Origin of the sequence: Streptomyces subrutilus (assembly GCF_008704535.1) — a bacterium.
Classification (GTDB): domain Bacteria; phylum Actinomycetota; class Actinomycetes; order Streptomycetales; family Streptomycetaceae; genus Streptomyces; species Streptomyces subrutilus.
In genome coordinates, this window is record NZ_CP023701.1 from 7,381,068 (window position 1) to 7,396,383 (window position 15,316).

The 15,316-nt window shown below is 73.8% G+C and carries 15 protein-coding genes; 9 read left to right on the forward strand and 6 right to left on the reverse strand.

All coding sequences use genetic code 11. From position 1 onward, the window contains the following. The first annotated feature begins 78 nt into the window (after positions 1-78). The 4 genes from CP968_RS32815 to mscL all read left to right on the forward strand — a co-directional run bounded on the left by CP968_RS32815 (position 79) and on the right by mscL (position 4,821). Positions 79-1,269, forward strand: a complete 1,191-nt coding sequence (locus tag CP968_RS32815) for a cytochrome P450 (protein ID WP_150521430.1) — start codon at positions 79-81, stop codon at positions 1,267-1,269. A gap of 95 nt (positions 1,270-1,364) precedes the next feature. After that, positions 1,365-3,131 (forward strand): phytoene desaturase family protein, encoded by a 1,767-nt coding sequence (locus CP968_RS32820; protein WP_150522279.1) that lies wholly within the window; start codon positions 1,365-1,367, stop codon positions 3,129-3,131. Further along, on the forward strand, positions 3,128-4,186 hold the full coding sequence (locus CP968_RS32825) for an MDR family NADP-dependent oxidoreductase (RefSeq protein WP_150521431.1): 1,059 nt from the start codon (positions 3,128-3,130) through the stop codon (positions 4,184-4,186). Before CP968_RS32820 ends, CP968_RS32825 begins: the two co-directional genes overlap by 4 nt. Before the next feature lie 158 nt (positions 4,187-4,344). Further along, positions 4,345-4,821: a large conductance mechanosensitive channel protein MscL gene (gene mscL / locus CP968_RS32830; RefSeq protein WP_150521432.1), complete on the forward strand. Its 477-nt coding sequence runs from the start codon at positions 4,345-4,347 to the stop codon at positions 4,819-4,821. 73 nt (positions 4,822-4,894) lie between these two features. Here mscL and CP968_RS32835 read toward each other — a convergent pair whose 3' ends face one another. Then, complete coding sequence (locus CP968_RS32835) at positions 4,895-5,293, reverse strand: hypothetical protein (RefSeq protein WP_150521433.1); 399 nt, start codon at positions 5,291-5,293, stop codon at positions 4,895-4,897. 264 nt (positions 5,294-5,557) lie between these two features. On the opposite strand from CP968_RS32835, the gene CP968_RS32840 reads away from it, so the two are divergent. After that, entirely contained in the window at positions 5,558-6,067 is a 510-nt protein-coding gene (locus CP968_RS32840) for a DUF3618 domain-containing protein (RefSeq protein ID WP_150521434.1), read from the forward strand. An 81-nt stretch (positions 6,068-6,148) separates the two neighbouring features. Here CP968_RS32840 and CP968_RS32845 read toward each other — a convergent pair whose 3' ends face one another. From CP968_RS32845 to CP968_RS34300, 5 genes are all read right to left on the reverse strand, one after another. Further along, on the reverse strand, positions 6,149-7,432 hold the full coding sequence (locus tag CP968_RS32845) for a hypothetical protein (protein WP_150521435.1): 1,284 nt from the start codon (positions 7,430-7,432) through the stop codon (positions 6,149-6,151). Positions 7,433-7,590: 158 nt separating this feature from the next. Continuing rightward, positions 7,591-8,016 carry an ATP-binding protein gene (locus CP968_RS32850; RefSeq protein ID WP_150521436.1) on the reverse strand — a complete coding sequence of 142 codons (426 nt, stop codon included), beginning with the start codon at positions 8,014-8,016 and terminating at the stop codon, positions 7,591-7,593. 70 nt (positions 8,017-8,086) lie between these two features. Continuing rightward, positions 8,087-8,434, reverse strand: coding sequence for an STAS domain-containing protein (locus CP968_RS32855; protein WP_150521437.1), 348 nt, complete (start codon positions 8,432-8,434; stop codon positions 8,087-8,089). Continuing rightward, complete coding sequence (locus CP968_RS32860; RefSeq protein WP_229886465.1) at positions 8,431-10,713, reverse strand: GAF domain-containing SpoIIE family protein phosphatase; 2,283 nt, start codon at positions 10,711-10,713, stop codon at positions 8,431-8,433. The genes CP968_RS32855 and CP968_RS32860 overlap by 4 nt, the downstream gene beginning before the upstream one ends. Beyond that, positions 10,710-11,138, reverse strand: coding sequence for an STAS domain-containing protein (locus tag CP968_RS34300; protein ID WP_167536903.1), 429 nt, complete (start codon positions 11,136-11,138; stop codon positions 10,710-10,712). The genes CP968_RS32860 and CP968_RS34300 overlap by 4 nt, the downstream gene beginning before the upstream one ends. A gap of 360 nt (positions 11,139-11,498) precedes the next feature. Here CP968_RS34300 and CP968_RS32870 point away from each other — a divergent pair, with 360 nt between their 5' ends. Genes CP968_RS32870 through CP968_RS32885 form a run of 4 tightly spaced genes read left to right on the forward strand, consistent with a single transcriptional unit; the run spans position 11,499 to position 15,206 of the window. After that, positions 11,499-13,118 (forward strand): PP2C family protein-serine/threonine phosphatase, encoded by a 1,620-nt coding sequence (locus tag CP968_RS32870; RefSeq protein WP_150521439.1) that lies wholly within the window; start codon positions 11,499-11,501, stop codon positions 13,116-13,118. Continuing rightward, the gene (locus tag CP968_RS32875; protein WP_229886467.1) at positions 13,115-14,197 is read left to right on the forward strand and encodes a cobalamin B12-binding domain-containing protein; all 1,083 of its coding nucleotides are present in this window, start codon (positions 13,115-13,117) and stop codon (positions 14,195-14,197) included. The genes CP968_RS32870 and CP968_RS32875 overlap by 4 nt, the downstream gene beginning before the upstream one ends. After that, the gene (locus tag CP968_RS32880) at positions 14,194-14,625 is read left to right on the forward strand and encodes an STAS domain-containing protein (protein ID WP_150521440.1); all 432 of its coding nucleotides are present in this window, start codon (positions 14,194-14,196) and stop codon (positions 14,623-14,625) included. Before CP968_RS32875 ends, CP968_RS32880 begins: the two co-directional genes overlap by 4 nt. A 53-nt stretch (positions 14,626-14,678) precedes the next feature. Further along, positions 14,679-15,206, forward strand: a complete 528-nt coding sequence (locus tag CP968_RS32885) for a MarR family winged helix-turn-helix transcriptional regulator (RefSeq protein ID WP_150521441.1) — start codon at positions 14,679-14,681, stop codon at positions 15,204-15,206. Positions 15,207-15,316: the final 110 nt, after the last annotated feature.

A 15,316-nucleotide genomic window follows, 5' to 3' on the forward strand; every position in this document is an offset into this window, starting at 1 on the left:
GGGCGCCCCGGTCGCCCCCACCGGAACCGGGACGCCCCCTCGGCACACACCCCCAGACCCCGACGAGAAGAGGCCCCCATGGCCGGGCAGCACGAGACGCTGGCCTACCCCTTCGAGCCCTCCGGACTCGAACTCCACCCCGACTACGCGGACCTGCGCAAACGCCCCCCGGCCAAGGTCCGGCTCCCGTACGGCGACGCCGCCTGGCTGGCCACCCGCTACGAGGACGTGCGCACCGTCCTGGCCGACCCGCGCTTCAGCCTCGCCGAGGCGATGGGCCAGGACCAGCCCCGCATGCGCGCGGTGGCCCGCACCGGAGCGGGCCTCTTCTCCACCGAACCGCCCGAGCACACCCGGCTGCGCTCGCTGGTGGCCAAGGAGTTCAGCGCCCGCCGCGTCGAGCGGCTGCGCGACCGGGCCGGTGAGCTGGCCGACACCCTCGTCGACGCGATGCTCGCCGCCGGCCGACCCGCCGACCTGGTCGAGGACTTCGCCGTCCCGCTGCCCACCACCATCATCTGCGAACTCCTCGGGCTGCCCGCCGAGGACCACCGGATGCTCTGGCACTGGGCCCAGACGGTCCTGTCCGCCGTCACCCCCGGCGAGGTCCTCGCGGTCGACGGCCGGGCCTTCATGGCGTACATGGCGGGCATCCTCGACCTGCGCGGACGCGAGCCGGGGGACGACCTGCTCACCGTCCTGGTCCGGGCCTGCCGCGAGCAGCACGTGATCGACGAGGAAGAGCTGCTGTCGATCGCCTGCGACCTGCTGATCGCCGGCTTCGTCAGCACCACCAACCAGATCGGCAACTTCTTCCACCAACTGCTCGTCACCCCCGGCGCGTGGGAGCGGCTGCGCGACCACCCCGAGCTGGTGCCCAAGGCCGTCGAGGAGCTGATGCGCCACGTACCGCTCCTCACCGGATTCAGCCTGCCGCGCTACGCCACCGCCGACGTGGAACTGGGCGGGGTGACGATCCGCGCCGGCGACGCAGTGATGATCGCCACCGCCGCCGCCAACCGGGACCCCGAGGTCTTCGACGACCCCGAGCGCCTGGTCCTGGACCGGCCGGCGAACCCGCACATCGGCTTCGGACACGGGGTGCACTACTGCATCGGCGCGCACCTGGCCCGGCTGGAACTCCAGGTGGCGATCGAGACCGTACTGCGCCGGATGCCCGGCCTGCGGCTGGCGGTCCCCGAGGACGAACTGTGCTGGAGGAAGGACGCCATGGTCAACGGGCTCCAGGCCCTCCCGGTCGCCTGGTGACCGGCCCGACCACCCAGAAGGACGCGAAGGACGAGAAGGACGAGGAGGCGACGGAAATGGCGCGGGTGACCGAGCCCGGTCGGCAACGGGAATCGATGATCATCATCGGGGGTGGCCTCGGCGGCCTGTCCACCGGCTGCTACGCCCGGATGAACGGCTACCGCACCCGGATCTTCGAGATGCACGAGATCCCGGGAGGCTCCTGCACCGGCTGGGAACGCAGCGACTTCACCTTCGACTGGTGCATCAGCTGGCTGCTCGGCAACGGCCCCGGCAACGAGATGTACCAGATCTGGCTGGAGCTGGGCGCCCTCCAGGGCAAGGAGATGCGGCACTTCGACACCTTCAACATCGTCCGCGGGCGGGACGGCCGGGCGGTGCGGTTCTACTCGGACCCGGACCGCCTGGAAGCCCACCTGCTGGGCATCTCCCGGGCCGACGCCCGGCCGATCAGGGAGTTCTGCGACGGCATCCGCACCTTCCGCAAGGCCCTTGCCGTCTATCCGTTCCTCAAGCCCGTCGGACTGATGGGCCGCGTCGAGCGGTGGCGGATGCTCGCCTCGTTCCTCCCGTACTTCAACACCGTCCGCAAGTCCCTCACCGTGCTGATGACGGACTACTCGACCCGCTTCCGCGACCCCCTGCTGCGCGAGACGTTCAACTTCATCCTCTACGAGAAGCACCCGGCCTTCCCCGTCCTGCCGTTCTACTTCCAGCTCGCCGCGCACGCCAACCACGCGGCGGGGGTGCCCGAGGGCGGCTCGCTCGGGCTGGCGCGGTCGATCGAGCAGCGCTACCGGCGGCTCGGCGGCGAGATCACCTACAACGCCAAGGCCGAGGAGATCATCGTCGAGGACGACCGGGCCGTGGGCGTCCGGCTCAGCGACGGCCGCGAGTTCCGCGCCGACATCGTCGTCTCCGCGGCCGACGGGTACACCACGGTGATGGAACTGCTCGGGGGCCGCTACCTCAACGACACCTACCGCAGGCTGTACACGTCGCTGATCGACGAGCCGGGCCAGCTGTCACCCGGCTACGTCAGCCTCTTCCTCGGCCTGCGCAAACCCTTCCCTGAAGGCGACCCCTGCACCACCTACCTGCTGACGGAGCAGGAGGCGCACGGCCTCACCGGCCTGCGCTGCCCCAGCATGAACGTGCAGTTCCGCACCCGGCACTACCCGGAGCAGGCGCCCGAGGCGTCCACCGTCGTCTTCGCCACGTACTTCTCGGACATCGAGCCCTGGCGGGCGCTGCGCGAAGGCCCCGAGCGGGCCTCCCGGATCCGGCGGGGCGAGGAACTGCACACGCTGCCCGTCCGGCACGGCCGCGAGTACACGGCGGCCAAGCGCCGGGTGCGCACCGGCATCGAGTCCTTCCTCGACGCGCGCTTCCCCGGGTTCACGTCGGCCGTCGCGGTCGCGGACGTGTCGACACCGCTGACACAGGTCCGCTACACCGGAGTCCACGACGGCACCTTCCCGGGCTGGAACCCGTTCGTGGAGGGCAGCGAGACCATCGAGCAGGAGATCAACAAGAACGGTCCGGTACTGCCCGGGCTGTCCGGCTTCTACCTCTCGGGTGTCTGGGCCACCATCGGCGGCCTGATCCGGGCCGCCGCCGCCGGCCGGCACGTCGTCCAGTTCATCTGCCGCGACGACGGGCGGGAGTTCACCGCCGGCATCGACGACACCGCGCCGCCGCCCACGCACCGCGTCCTGCCCGTCGAACGCCCGACGCGCCGGGCCGTACGGGACCGAGCGACCCGCCCGGCCGCCGCCGCCGAACCGGCGACCACGGAATCGGTCGGCACGGAATCGGTCGGCACGGAAACAACCACCGCAACGACAAGGACCCCGGTATGAAGATCGAGCAGTGGGTGGTCCGCGAGCACCTCGGCGGGGTGCCGGACGTCAACCGGATCTACCAGAAGACGGTGGAGGACGTGACGATCGACCTCCGCCCCGACGAGATGCTGCTGCGCACCAGGTACGTATCGGTCGACCCGTACCAGAACGGCCTCGCCCTCGAAACGCCGATCGGCCAGGCCATGGGCGCGGACTCGATCATGGAGGTGCTGGAGGCGGGCCCGCAGGCCGCCTTCCGGGTCGGCGACCTGGTCCAGGGCTTCGGCGGCTGGCGCAGCCACGTGGTCCACACCGGGGCCCAGGAGGTCTGGAAGACCGGCACCTTCCCGATGGTCTTCCCGGCCTACCGCCGTCTCGACCCGGCCGACCACGACGAGAAGCTGCCGCTCACCACCGCCCTCGGTGTGCTGGGGGCGCCGGGCATGACGGCCTGGGGCACCCTCGCGCACTTCATGACGGTTCGCCCGGGCGACACCGTCGTGATCAGCGGCGCGTCCGGCGCGGTGGGCACCCTGGTCGGCCAACTGGCCCGGCTCTCGGGCGCGGGACGCGTGATCGGCACCACCGCCTCGCGGGCCAAGGCCGCGTACCTGCGCGAGCTCGGCTTCGACGCGGTGGTCCTCTACGACCAGGCGGACGACGCGGACACGGCACGGCAGGCGCTGCTCGCGGCGGCTCCGGACGGCATCGACCGCTACTTCGACAACCTCGGCGGCACCATCACCGACGCGGTGTTCCCCCTGCTCAACGTGGACAGCCAGGTCGCCGTGTGCTGGCAGTGGGCGACCACGGTGAACGGCGAACACACCGGGCCCCGGCTCCTGCCGTACATCATGTTCCCGCGCACCACGATCCGCGGCATCTTCGCCCAGGAGTGGTTCACCGAACCGCTCCTGGCGCAGATGCGGGGCGAGCTGGGCGCGCTGATCCGGCGCGGTGACGTCCGCTACGACCAGACCGTCTTCAAGGGTTTCGACGAGATCCCCCATGCCTACGGCAGCCTCTACAGGGACCGCGACGCGAACCGGGGGAAGGTCCTGGTCGAGGTGTAGGCACCTGCACCTGCGCGACCGCCGCCCGCACGCCGGACGGCGGTCGGCGGTCGGCGGCGCTCCCGGGCGTGGCCGGTCCCGAGGGGGGAAGGCGAGCCCCGGGGCGCGTCGCGCACGCGTCCCGCCCCGCCGTGGGGCCGCCGTGAGAAGGAGCAGGGATGTTGGTGAAGGGCCTGAAGGGTTTCCGCGGATTCATCCTCCGCGGGAACGTGGTCGACCTCGCGGTCGGCATCGTGATCGGAGCGGCCTTCACCGCCGTGGTCAACGGGTTCGTGAAGGCGTTCCTCACCCCGCTGGTCGGCCTGGCCGCAGGGGTGCGGGGCAACTTCACGGCCCGGACGTTCAAGGTCGGGGGAACCCCATTCCCCTACGGTGCCTTCGTCGACGCGGTCATCAGCTTCGCCTTGGTCGCGGCCGCCCTGTATTTCCTCGTCGTCCTGCCGGTCAACAAGCTGCACGAGCGCTTCGCGCCCCACCAGGACGTCCAGGCCGACAAGAAGGACTGCCCGGCCTGCCTGAGCCCCGTCCCCGTGGCGGCCCGGCGCTGCGCGCACTGCACCGAGGAGCTGACGCCCGGACCGGCGGCGCCGCGGTACCCGCACGACGCGGTCGCCCGGCCGCGCGAGCGGGGATGAGCGGGAAGCCGCTGCTGCCGGGCCCCGGGCACCCCGGGCCCCCGGCGCGGGCCGCCCGGCAGCCCGAAGCGCCCTACCCGGCAGCCATGTCCGGCCCCGGCCGCAGCGTCTCGTCGAGGTGGTAGCCGAGCTGCGCCAGCCCGCGCGCGACCGCGACCGCCCGGCGGTGGCGTGCGGCGAGTTCCGCGGACGGGCCGGTCTCCGCGGTCGGGTCCGGACCCGGGTCCGTGCTCGGGTCGGGCGCCGGCGGGGTCGCGTCCTGCACGGCGTCCCAGGCCGCCCCCGCGACCTGCGCCGCCAGCCGGTCGTCGATGCGGCCGGTCGCACGCCAGCGCTCCAGATCCGCCCCGGCCGGGCCCTCTCCACGGTCGGCCGAGGGGCCCGCGAAGAAGGCGTCGATGGCCAGCCGTGCCTCGCGGACGTCGTCCGAATCGGCCGAACCGGCCGCACCCAGCTCAGGTTCTGTGGTCATGGGGCCAACCTAACGCGACGGGTCGCCCGCGGCCCGTACGGCAGCGCGGAAGGCGCCGCGCGTCCCCTCGCGCCCCTGCCGGAGCGGCCGGCGCAGGGCAACCGGCCGTCGGAGGGGTGCCGGGACGGTTGCGGGGTAGTCGCGCCGTCAGGGACGGAGCGGGTCGCCGACATCGGCGCCCACGGCCCCGAGCACACCCTCGACAGCGTCCAGGCCGACCTGGCCGAGATCGACGAGCCCCACGAGATCAAGGAGCAGGCACCGATGAACGACGACGCCCGAACCACCCTCGGCACCCCCGGCCCCCACCCCGGGAACCCCAGCCCCCTCCAACTGCGCGAGCAGATCGAGCGCACGCGCGACGAGCTCGGCCGGACCGTCGGGGCACTGTCGGCCGACACCGGTACCGCCGCGCACACCGACTCCCGCACCGACGCCGACGCCGACGCCGATGCCGACGGTACGGCCCGGGCCGCGGAGAACAGCGCCCCGGTCTCGGACCGGATCCGTCTCCGGGCCCGGCGGGCCGGGCAGTTGGTGACGGACCGTACGCCCGAACCCGTCCGGGAGAAGGCGGCCCGGGCCGCGGCGCGGGCACGCCGCAGTGCCACCCGGGCGGGGCGGTACACGGCGGCCAGGACGCCCGATCCGCTGCTGGACCGGGCCGGACGGGCCGCGACGGCCGCACGCGCCCACCGCACACCGCTGCTCGCGGTCGGCGCCGCCGTGACCGTCTTCCTGCTGGGACGCCGCAGCAGGGGACGCCGCCGCTGATCCGCGCGCCTCGGCACGTACCGCCGTGGCGGCTCCGGCCGCCGACCCGTTCCGGCGGCGGCCGGGCGGGGTCCGCGACCGTCAGGAGCCGTCCGCGAAGACGGCGTACACGGACCGCCGGCCCGCGTACTCGCCGAGGGTCCAGATCACGGACTCGCGGTAGGCCCAGTCGGCCGCGGTGGCGCTGTGGAAGCTCAGGTCCTCGCAGCCGACGCCGAGGCGGACGACGGTCGAGGGTGTGTCGGCCCCCGACCGGACCGTCCGCAGGTAGCCGTTGGAGGCCGGCCCGTCGCTGCGCGACAGGTAGTGCGTGCTCTGGCGGGAGACCACGCCCTGGAGCTTGCCCTGCTTCACCGTGACGGCTTCGGTCGCGGTGGTGGAGGCCGGTGCGCGCGTCGTGTGGTCGAGCGGCCACCGCACGATCTTGGGCGTCGCGATCGTGGTGCCGTTGCCGTTCCATCCGCTGCCGGAGTAGTCCACGACGGGAGAGTCCAGGCTGGTGGCGAACTCGGTGACGGTCAGGCTGTCCGGGCTCGACGCGCGGTCGAGGCCGATCGCCGAGAAGCGCAGCAGGGTGCCCGTGTTGTCGTAGGCGGCGATCTGCGGCGCGACGAACCGGTAGTCGTAGGCGTGGTAGTCGCCGTCCGTGTGCTTCCCGCAGACGTCCGGGAGGCCGTTCCCGACCTCGAACATCCGGTCCAGGTCGAAGACCCGCAGCCCCTTGTACGTGTCGACCACGTACAGCCGGTTGCCGTACCACGCGATCCCGCCCGCGTGCTTGGTGATGGGCTGGTAGCTCGCGGTGCCGTCGGCCAGCCGGACGGGCTCGACGAGCAGCACGTGCCGGTACGCGGGCGCGGAGGCGGAGCTGTGGTCGACGAAGCTGACGCGGATGCCCTTGTCGATCGCGAACTCGTCCGTCTTGTCCTGGTCGGGGTCGGTCTCGAAGTACCAGGACACCAGGACCACCCGCTTGCCGCCCGCGGGCCACAGGCCGGCGCCGAGCGCGTCGGCGCTGGTGGTGATCCCCTGCGGGATCCATTCGACGGCGTCCTGGTCGCCCGGGTTCCAGGTGAAGCCGTGCGAGAAGCCGCCGACGCCCGCCGGCGCCGAAGCGAGCCTGGTCGCGGGGCGGTTGGCCGTCGCCAGCACGTCGGAGACCCCTGCGGTGGGCAGGACCCGCGCCAGCGCCGCGATGTGGTCCGCGAACCGCCCCGAGGCGTTCGCGGTCCGCTCGGCCAGGGTGAACTGCCCCGCCGGGAGGGTGGCCGCCCGGGCCGTGGCGGGGGCGAAGGCGGCGCCGGCCGCGGTGACGAATGGCGCGGCGGCCATCCCCTTGATGAGCGTCCTGCGCGACATGGTCATGCGGCGAGAATGTAGATCGTCACCGGGCGCGGGGGCAAACTCCTGATGCGCGGTCAGATCGGCTGCACGGCGGACTGGTTCCACCAGGTCCGGGGGGTGGGCCGGAGTCGGGACGCCCGGGGCGGGCGTCCGTCGCCGGTGGCGCGGCCCGGGCGCGGTCAGGTCAGGCGGAGGGTGGCGCTGATGGTCTTGCCGCCGGGGTGGCTGCTGACGCTGACGCGCTCGGTGAGGCGCTGGATGAGCGGCCACCCGTAGCCACCCGGCTGGTCGGGGCTGCCCGTGCGCGAGAAGGGTGCGTGCGGGTTCGGGTCGCTGACGGCCAGTTGCAGGGCCTCGTCCACGATGGTGGTGTGGAAGGCGGTGACGCCCCCGCCGTGGCGGATGGCGTTGGTGACGAGCTCCGAGGTCACCAGCAGCGCGTCGGCGGCGGTGACGCTGTCCAGGCTGATGCCCGCGTGCCGCAGCAGGTCGCTGACCTTGCCGCGGGCCGCGGCCGCGGTCGAGGGCGTGACGGCAGCCGGACGGACGCGGTCCGTTCGCTGCGTGGAACCGCGGGTGCCGTCGGAAGCCGTGGGCGGGTTCATACCGTCATCGCCTGCCCCTGCTCGTGCGGGTCATGCCGGCACCTGCCGGCCGGGATCCGCTGTGTGGTGGTCAGCATGTCCTCGCGGTCTCCAGGCTGTCCGCCATCCGGAACGCCGATGCCGTCCCGGTGACCTCGAACAGCCGGCGGACCGCGACCTGGAGCGGACCGGCCAGGACGAGCGCCGTTCCGGCCGCCGCGTGGGCCTGCTGGGCGTCCAGGAGGACGTGGAGGACGGAGGAGTCCGCGAAGCGCGTACGGGACAGGTCGACCACCGTGCGCGGCGGTCCGCCCGTCGCGGCCTCGGTGAGGAACCCGGCGAGGACGGGCGTGCTGTCCTCGTCGATGTTGCCGCGCAGGCGGATGACAGTCACGTCGTCGTGCGTGGTCGTGGTGACCACCGGTTCGTCTCCGATCACCTCGACATCCTCCTACATCCGGCACCCGGGCCGGAATCCGGAGTCGGGTCTGGCGGGAGCGGGGTCGCCGTCAGGACGAGGGCGGCCTGGTCGTCGTCGATGCCGCCCGCCCCGGTGAAGGCGCGCACGGCGCGGGTCAGCGCGGTGATGACGGCCGGTGCGGTGGCCGGGCAGGGCGCCGCGGCCAGGGCCGCGACGAGCCGCTCCTCGCCGAACTGCTCGCCCGCGCCGTCACGGGCCTCGGTGATGCCGTCGGTGTACAGGAGCAGGCTTTCACCGGGCTGCAGCCGGATGCGGCGCGCGACGAGGTCCGGGGCGCGGGTGATGCCCAGGAGCAGGCCGTCGCTGGCGACGGGGCGCGGTTCCCGCCCGACCCCGATCAGGAGCGGGTGGGTGTGGCCGGCCCGGACGAAGGTGAGGTCGAGGCCGCCGTCGGGCACGGGGGAGAGGTGCCCGTAGACCAGGGTGACGAACCCGGTTCCGTGACTGCTGGGGCGGTCGAGGAGTGCCTTGTTCACCGCGCGGACCACGGCCTCGGGGCCGGGGAGCAGCGGGGCGACGGCGCGGGCGGTGTGGCGCACGAGGGCGGTGGTGGTGGCCGCGGTGGCGCCCCGGCCGCAGACGTCGCCGAGCATGAAGGCCCAGGCGCCGTCGTCGAGGGGGAACACGTCGTAGAAGTCCCCGCCGACGTCGAGGCCCTCACCCGCGGGATGGTAGTACGTGGCGATCTCGGTCCCGGGCACGGTCGGGACCTGCGGCAGCAGCAGCCCGGACTGGAGGTCGCGGGTGAGGGCGGCGCGCTGGGTGTACTGGCGGGCGTTGAGGGCGGCCGAGGCGGCGCGGCGGGCCAGTTCCTCGGCCAGCGCCACGGTGTGCCCGTCGAAGGCGTCCTCGCCGGTGGTCAGCAGGGTCAGGACGCCGAAGGCCTCGCCGCGGTCCAGCAGCGGGGCGCACAGGTACCCCGTCACCCTCAGGGCGCTCCACGGCCCGGACCCGGTGGGGGCGCGGCGCGCGACCTCGCTCTGCCCGGTCGCGAGCACCCGGCCCACGGCGTCGTCCACCGCGTCGTAGACCGGGAGGTGCGAGGCGAGGAGCCCTTCCTCGCGGGCGGTGGGCGCGGTGACGGCGAGGCGTTTGACGCGGCCGGCGTCGACCACGTCGACGGTGCACAGCGGGGCCAGGGCGGGAGCGCAGGCGGTGGCCAGCCGGCGCAGGGTCTCGGTGTAGTCCAGGTCGGAAGAGAGCGAGGTGCTGGCGGCGAGCAGGAAGGCGAGGTCCCTGCGCGCGGCCTGCTCACGGGCCTCGGCGGCGGCCCGGGCCTGCTCGGCCTCGTGCCGCTCGATGGCGAGGGCGGCCGTGCCCGCGAACACCCGGGCCAGGGCCAGGTCGGACTCCTGCGGCGCCCGGGGCGCGCGGTGGTACATCGCGAACGTGCCCAGCAGCGATCCGTCCCGGGCCAGGATCGGGGTGGACCAGCAGGCCCGCACGCCCGCCTGCTCGGCCAGGTCGCGGAAGTCGTCCCAGAAGGGGTCCGTGGCGATGTCCGTGACGATGACCGACTCCCGCCGGTGCGCCGCCGTGCCGCAGGAGCCCACGCCCTCGCCGGCGGCGATGCCGTCGATGGCCCGGTTGTAGAAGTCGGGCAGGCTCGGGGCGGCTCCGTGGCGCAGGTGGCGGCCGTCGGCGGCGGCGAGGAGGACGGAGACGAGGACCTCTTCGGGCGCGAGGTCCTCGATCGCGCGGGCCATCCCGTCGAGCACCTGCTCCAGCGGTGCCTGCCGGGCGATCTGCTCCAGCAGGGCCCGGTGTTCGGCCGTCAGCCGCTGCGCCTGTTTGACCTGCGTGGTCTCCACGCCGGTGACGAGCACGCCCATCACGTTGCCGCCCACGTCCAGCCGCGGCTCGCAGGTGAGGTCGAAGGATGCCTCGCGCAGGGAGGGACCGCGGCCGACGACGACGCGGGTGTCCGGGCCGGTACGGGATTCACCGGACCGGTAGACCCGGTCCAGCAGCGGCAGGAGCCCCGCGCCACCGCCACGGGGGAACAACTGCCCGAGCGGTACTCCGGTGCGGACGCCGAGGTCCTCGGCGCCGATCACCGCGAAGAAGGCCTCGTTGGCGTGCTCCACCATGTGGGCGGGCCCGGCCAGGGAGGCGAAGACGCCCGAGGACTCGCCGAACAGGACCCGGATGTCCTGGTCGGCCCCGCGGACAGCACGGCCCGGGTGCCCCCCGGTGCCGGGCGCCGCCGGAGGCTGCTGCTGCGGAGCGCGGGTCACCGGCCCGCCGACCTCTCGCCGAGCGCACGCCCGGGCGCCGCGGCGTCCGAGGGCGCACCGCCGCCGTTCAGGGCGGTCTCGGCCGTCGGGTGTACGGGGATCACCCGGTCCAGGCCGGTCAGCGCGAGCACCCGCGCCACCGACCCCGGAACCGCGGCGATGCGCAGCGCGCCGGAGTGCGCCGACAACTGCTGGTAGATCTTGATCAGTCCGCCGATGCCGGAGGAGTCGCAGAAGGCGAGGGCGGTGCAGTCGACGACGACCAGCCGCGGCTGGTCCGGCCCGGTCAGCACCGAGTCGGCGGCCTCCTGCAACTGGACGGCGCTGTCGAAGTCGAGTTCGCCGCACAGCGCGAACACGCATCCTTGTTCGGCCCGCCTGATGTCTACCGCGAACACCCGCACCTTCCTCCACGTCGTCGTCACCCGTACCGACCCGATGATAGTGACCGCCCCGGCGTGACCGCGGGGCCCGGTCCCCGCCGGGGCGTCCGACGCGACGGGAGGCGGCCGCTGCCGCCTTCGTGTGACTGCGGTCACGCGGGCCCGTGTTGCGGAGGCGGTGTGCCCATCCCGTGCCCGTGCGGTGGCGAACGGCCTTGCGAGGGCGGCGCGGTTGCGAGAGGAGCGTCTGATGGAGGATGGTTGCCGCAGGGCAAGGTTTCCTTCGAGGCGATGAGGTGAGGGGTTCGCGCAGCGGGCCTTCAACGTTTGGCGAATTCCACCCAGGCAACGTCCAGCACGATCACGGCAGCGGGTGTTCCGTGGGGTGAGGCCCCTTACCCGGTGCTCCTCGTCGACGCCCAGGCCCGCCTGGTCTCCGTCAACGACGCGGCCGCCCTGGTCTTCCCCCGCGCCCGGCCGGGCGCCCTGCTGGCCGACACCGTGCCCGCCTGGCTGTCCACGGCGCACGCGCAAGGCCCCTCCCCGGTCCCCGCCCAGCGTCCGGGGCTGCCCCGGGCCGGCGGGCAGCACCCCGAGACCGACCGGGACCGGATCGTGCAGGGCCCGGTGGGGGACCGTACCTACGAGGCGCACCCGACGGTCCGCGGCGACGGCACGGTGGTCTGGTGGCTGGTCGACGACACCGACCACCGTCTGGCGCGCGAAGCCCTGCAGATGGAGCGCGAGCGCACGGCCTTCCTGACGCAGGCGTCCAACCTGCTGCTCTCCTCACTCAATCTGGACCGGTGCATGGACGTCACGGCGCAGATGGCCGCGGAACACCTCGCCGACGCGGCGCTGGTGATCGCTCCGTCCAACGGCCGTGACCTGCCGGTGGTCGCCTGTCTGCGCGGCGGTACGCCGTCGATGTCCCGCGTGGCCGTCGACCCCGAAGAGGTACCGGGACTGGGGGAGGCCCTCCAGGGCTTCCCGCCCGTACCCTCCCGCTGGATCGATCCCTCCGCAGCCCCGGCCTGGCTGATCCCGGACGGCTTCGGCGCGGTGGGCTCGATCGTCATCACCCCGCTGCCCGGGCACGGCGTGCCCGCCGGCGCCCTGGTCCTGCTCCGCAGGACCGGCGCCGCGGCGTTCACCGAGGGCGAGGAGGTCTTCGCCCGACTGTTCGCCGCCCGCGCCGGCGCCGCGATGTCGGCCGCCCGGCTGTACGCGGAACAGTCCTCGATCACCGAGACACTGATGCGCGACCTGCTGCCCCCGTCGCTGCACCAGGTCTCGGGAGTGGAGTACGCGGGCGGCTACCGCCCCTCGCAGGACCACGAGCGGATCGGCGGCGACTTCTACGACGTCCACCCCGCCGCCGTCGCGGGCGACGCCTCGCTCGTCGTGCTCGGCGACGTGTGCGGCAAGGGACTGGAAGCCGCGGTGATGACGGGGAAGATCCGCAACACCCTGCACGCCCTGCTGCCGATGGCCGACGACCACCACCGGATGCTGAGCCTGCTCAACACCGCGCTCCTGAACACCCACAACGCCCGCTTCGCCACCCTCGTGCTGGCCTCCGCGACGCGCGAGGGCAACACGGTGCGGCTGCGGTTGACCAGCGCCGGCCACCCCGCGCCGCTGATCCTGCGCTCCGACGGCCGGGTCGAGGAGGCGCCCACCCAGGGCACCCTGGTCGGCGCGCTGCCCGACGTCGTCACCCAGACGGCGCTGGTGACGCTCGCACCGGGCGAGACCTGCGTCCTGCACACGGACGGGATCACCGAGGCGCAGGGAGGTCCGCTGGGCGGGGACATGTTCGGCGATGCCCGCCTGCGCCGGGCGCTCTCGGAGTGCGCGGGCATGCCCGCCGAGGCCGTCGTCGAGCGGGTGCAGATGCTCGCCTCCCAGTGGGTCGGGACCGGCCGCCACGACGACATGGCCCTCGTGGCCATCTCGGCTCCGCGCACCAACCACCTCAGCGCCGTGGACGGCCACACCCGCGGCCGGTTCACCGCGTGAGCCCACGGCACACCACTGCCCCCGCCGCGGACCGGTCGGCGAAGGAGCTCTGGGAATCGGTCATCGACCTCGACGAACCCGGGGCGATGGCGGTCGTGCGCCGGGCCCTGGACGCGGGCCTGGACGCGGAGAGCGTCCTGCTCGACGTGATCGCCCCCGTCCAGGGGCAGGTGGGCGAGGAATGGGCCGCCAACCGCATCACCGTCGCCCAGGAGCACGCCGCGACCGCGATCAACGACCGGGCCGTCGCCGCACTGGCCCGGCACCCCTCGGTGCGTGCGACGCCCACCCGCGGCCGGATCACCGTGGCCTGCGTGGACGGCGAATGGCACGCGCTACCCGCACGGCTGCTGGCCGAGGTGCTGAAGCTGCGGGGCTGGCACGTCGACTACCTCGGCGCCCAGGTGCCCGCGCCGCACCTGATCGCGCACCTGCACCGCACCGGCCCCGACGCCGTCGCCCTCTCCAGCTCGATCGCCACCCGCCTGCCCACCGCCCACGCGACGATCACCGCCTGCCAGGCCGCCGGCACGCCCGTACTCGTCGGCGGAGCCGCCTTCGGGCCCGACGGACGCTACGCCCGGCTCCTGGGCGCCGACGCCTGGGCGCCCGACGCCCGCGCCGCCGCCGACGACCTGGCCCGCGGTCCGCTGCCGCGCCCCCAGCCCGACCACCAGGCCATCGACGACCTCCCCCACCTCGCCGACCAGGAGTACACCCTCGTCGCGCGCAGCCGCCCGCACCTCGTACGGGTGGTCTTCACCGGGCTCCAGGACGCCTATCCGGCGATGCGCGACTACAGCGACCTGCAGCGCGAGCACACCGCCGAAGACCTCTCCCGCATCGTGGAGTTCCTCGCCACCGCCCTCTACACGGACGACGAGGAGCTCTTCTGCGGCTTCCTCCTGTGGACCGCCGACGTCCTGAACGCCCGCGGGGTCCCGGCCCGCTCCCTCCTTCCGGCCCTGGCGCTCCTGGGCCGCGAACTGAAGGACTTCCCCCGCGCCGCCGGCATCCTCCGGTCCGGCGCCGACCGTCTGACCAGTGCCCCTCTCACCGCCGCAGGGATCGCCGAATGACCAGCCTGCCCCCCAGCCCGCTCCACCTGACGTGTGTCGATGCGCACGACACCGTGCGCATCGAGCTGCGCGGCGACCTCGACCACCACTGCGCCGACATCCTCCTGGACGCCGTCACGCGCGTGCTGTCCGAGCGGACGGGCCTGCGCGACCTCCACGTGCACTGCGCCGACCTCACCGCCGTCGATTCGAGCGGGCTCTCGACGCTGCTGATGGTCCGGCGCCGCACCGGCGCGGCGGGGGTACGCCTCCACCTCGACGACCGTCCCGTGAAACTCGACCGGCTGCTGAAGATCACCGGTACGCTGGAGCACTTCACCACCCCGGACGCGGGAGCCCGGCCCGGCTCCTCCGGGCCGGAGAGACGGTCCACCGCTCCGGAGGAATCCATACCGGCCCGCTCCGGCGGCCCGGACACCAGCACCTGACGCCGGCCCGCTCCGGCGCCGCCGGACGAACCGCTCGGGTGGAGGGAACGCAGATGCCGGTACCGGCCCCCGGGCCACGCAGCACCGACCACGACGCCGCACGCTCCGTCAGTGACATCGTCGAACTCCTCGACGTCGTATGGGAAAGGGCCCGCCAGACCACCACCGCGGCCCCGGCCTCGGCCTCGCAGCTCCGCCTGATGTACCTCGTCGACGGCCGGCCGGGCATCCGCATGCGGGCCCTGGCCCACCTCCTCGACGCCGCCGCGCCCTCCGTCACCCGCCTGTGCGACCGCCTCGAAGCCATCGGCTTCCTCGAACGCCACCCCTGCCCGGACAGCGGCCGCGAACTCACCCTCAAGCTGACCCCGGCCGGAGAGGCGCACCTCGCACAGATACGCGAGAGCCGCGAGCAGACCCTCTCCCACGCCCTCGGCACGATGACGGCCGACCACCGCCGCGCCCTGGTCACCGGCCTGGCCGCCCTGCACCTCGGCATCACCGGCGCGGCCGCCGGCCTGCCGCAGCAGCGCGACTGCGCCCCCGACGCGCAGGACGCCGTCACCCGACTGTCGGGCTGAGGGACCCACGGGCCGCGGGGCGCGACCCCCGGCTGCCGGCCCGGACGTCCGACGCCTGGCGTCCCTAACCGCAGCCGGGTCGGCCTCCTGCTGCGCGCCCGCGCTCAGGA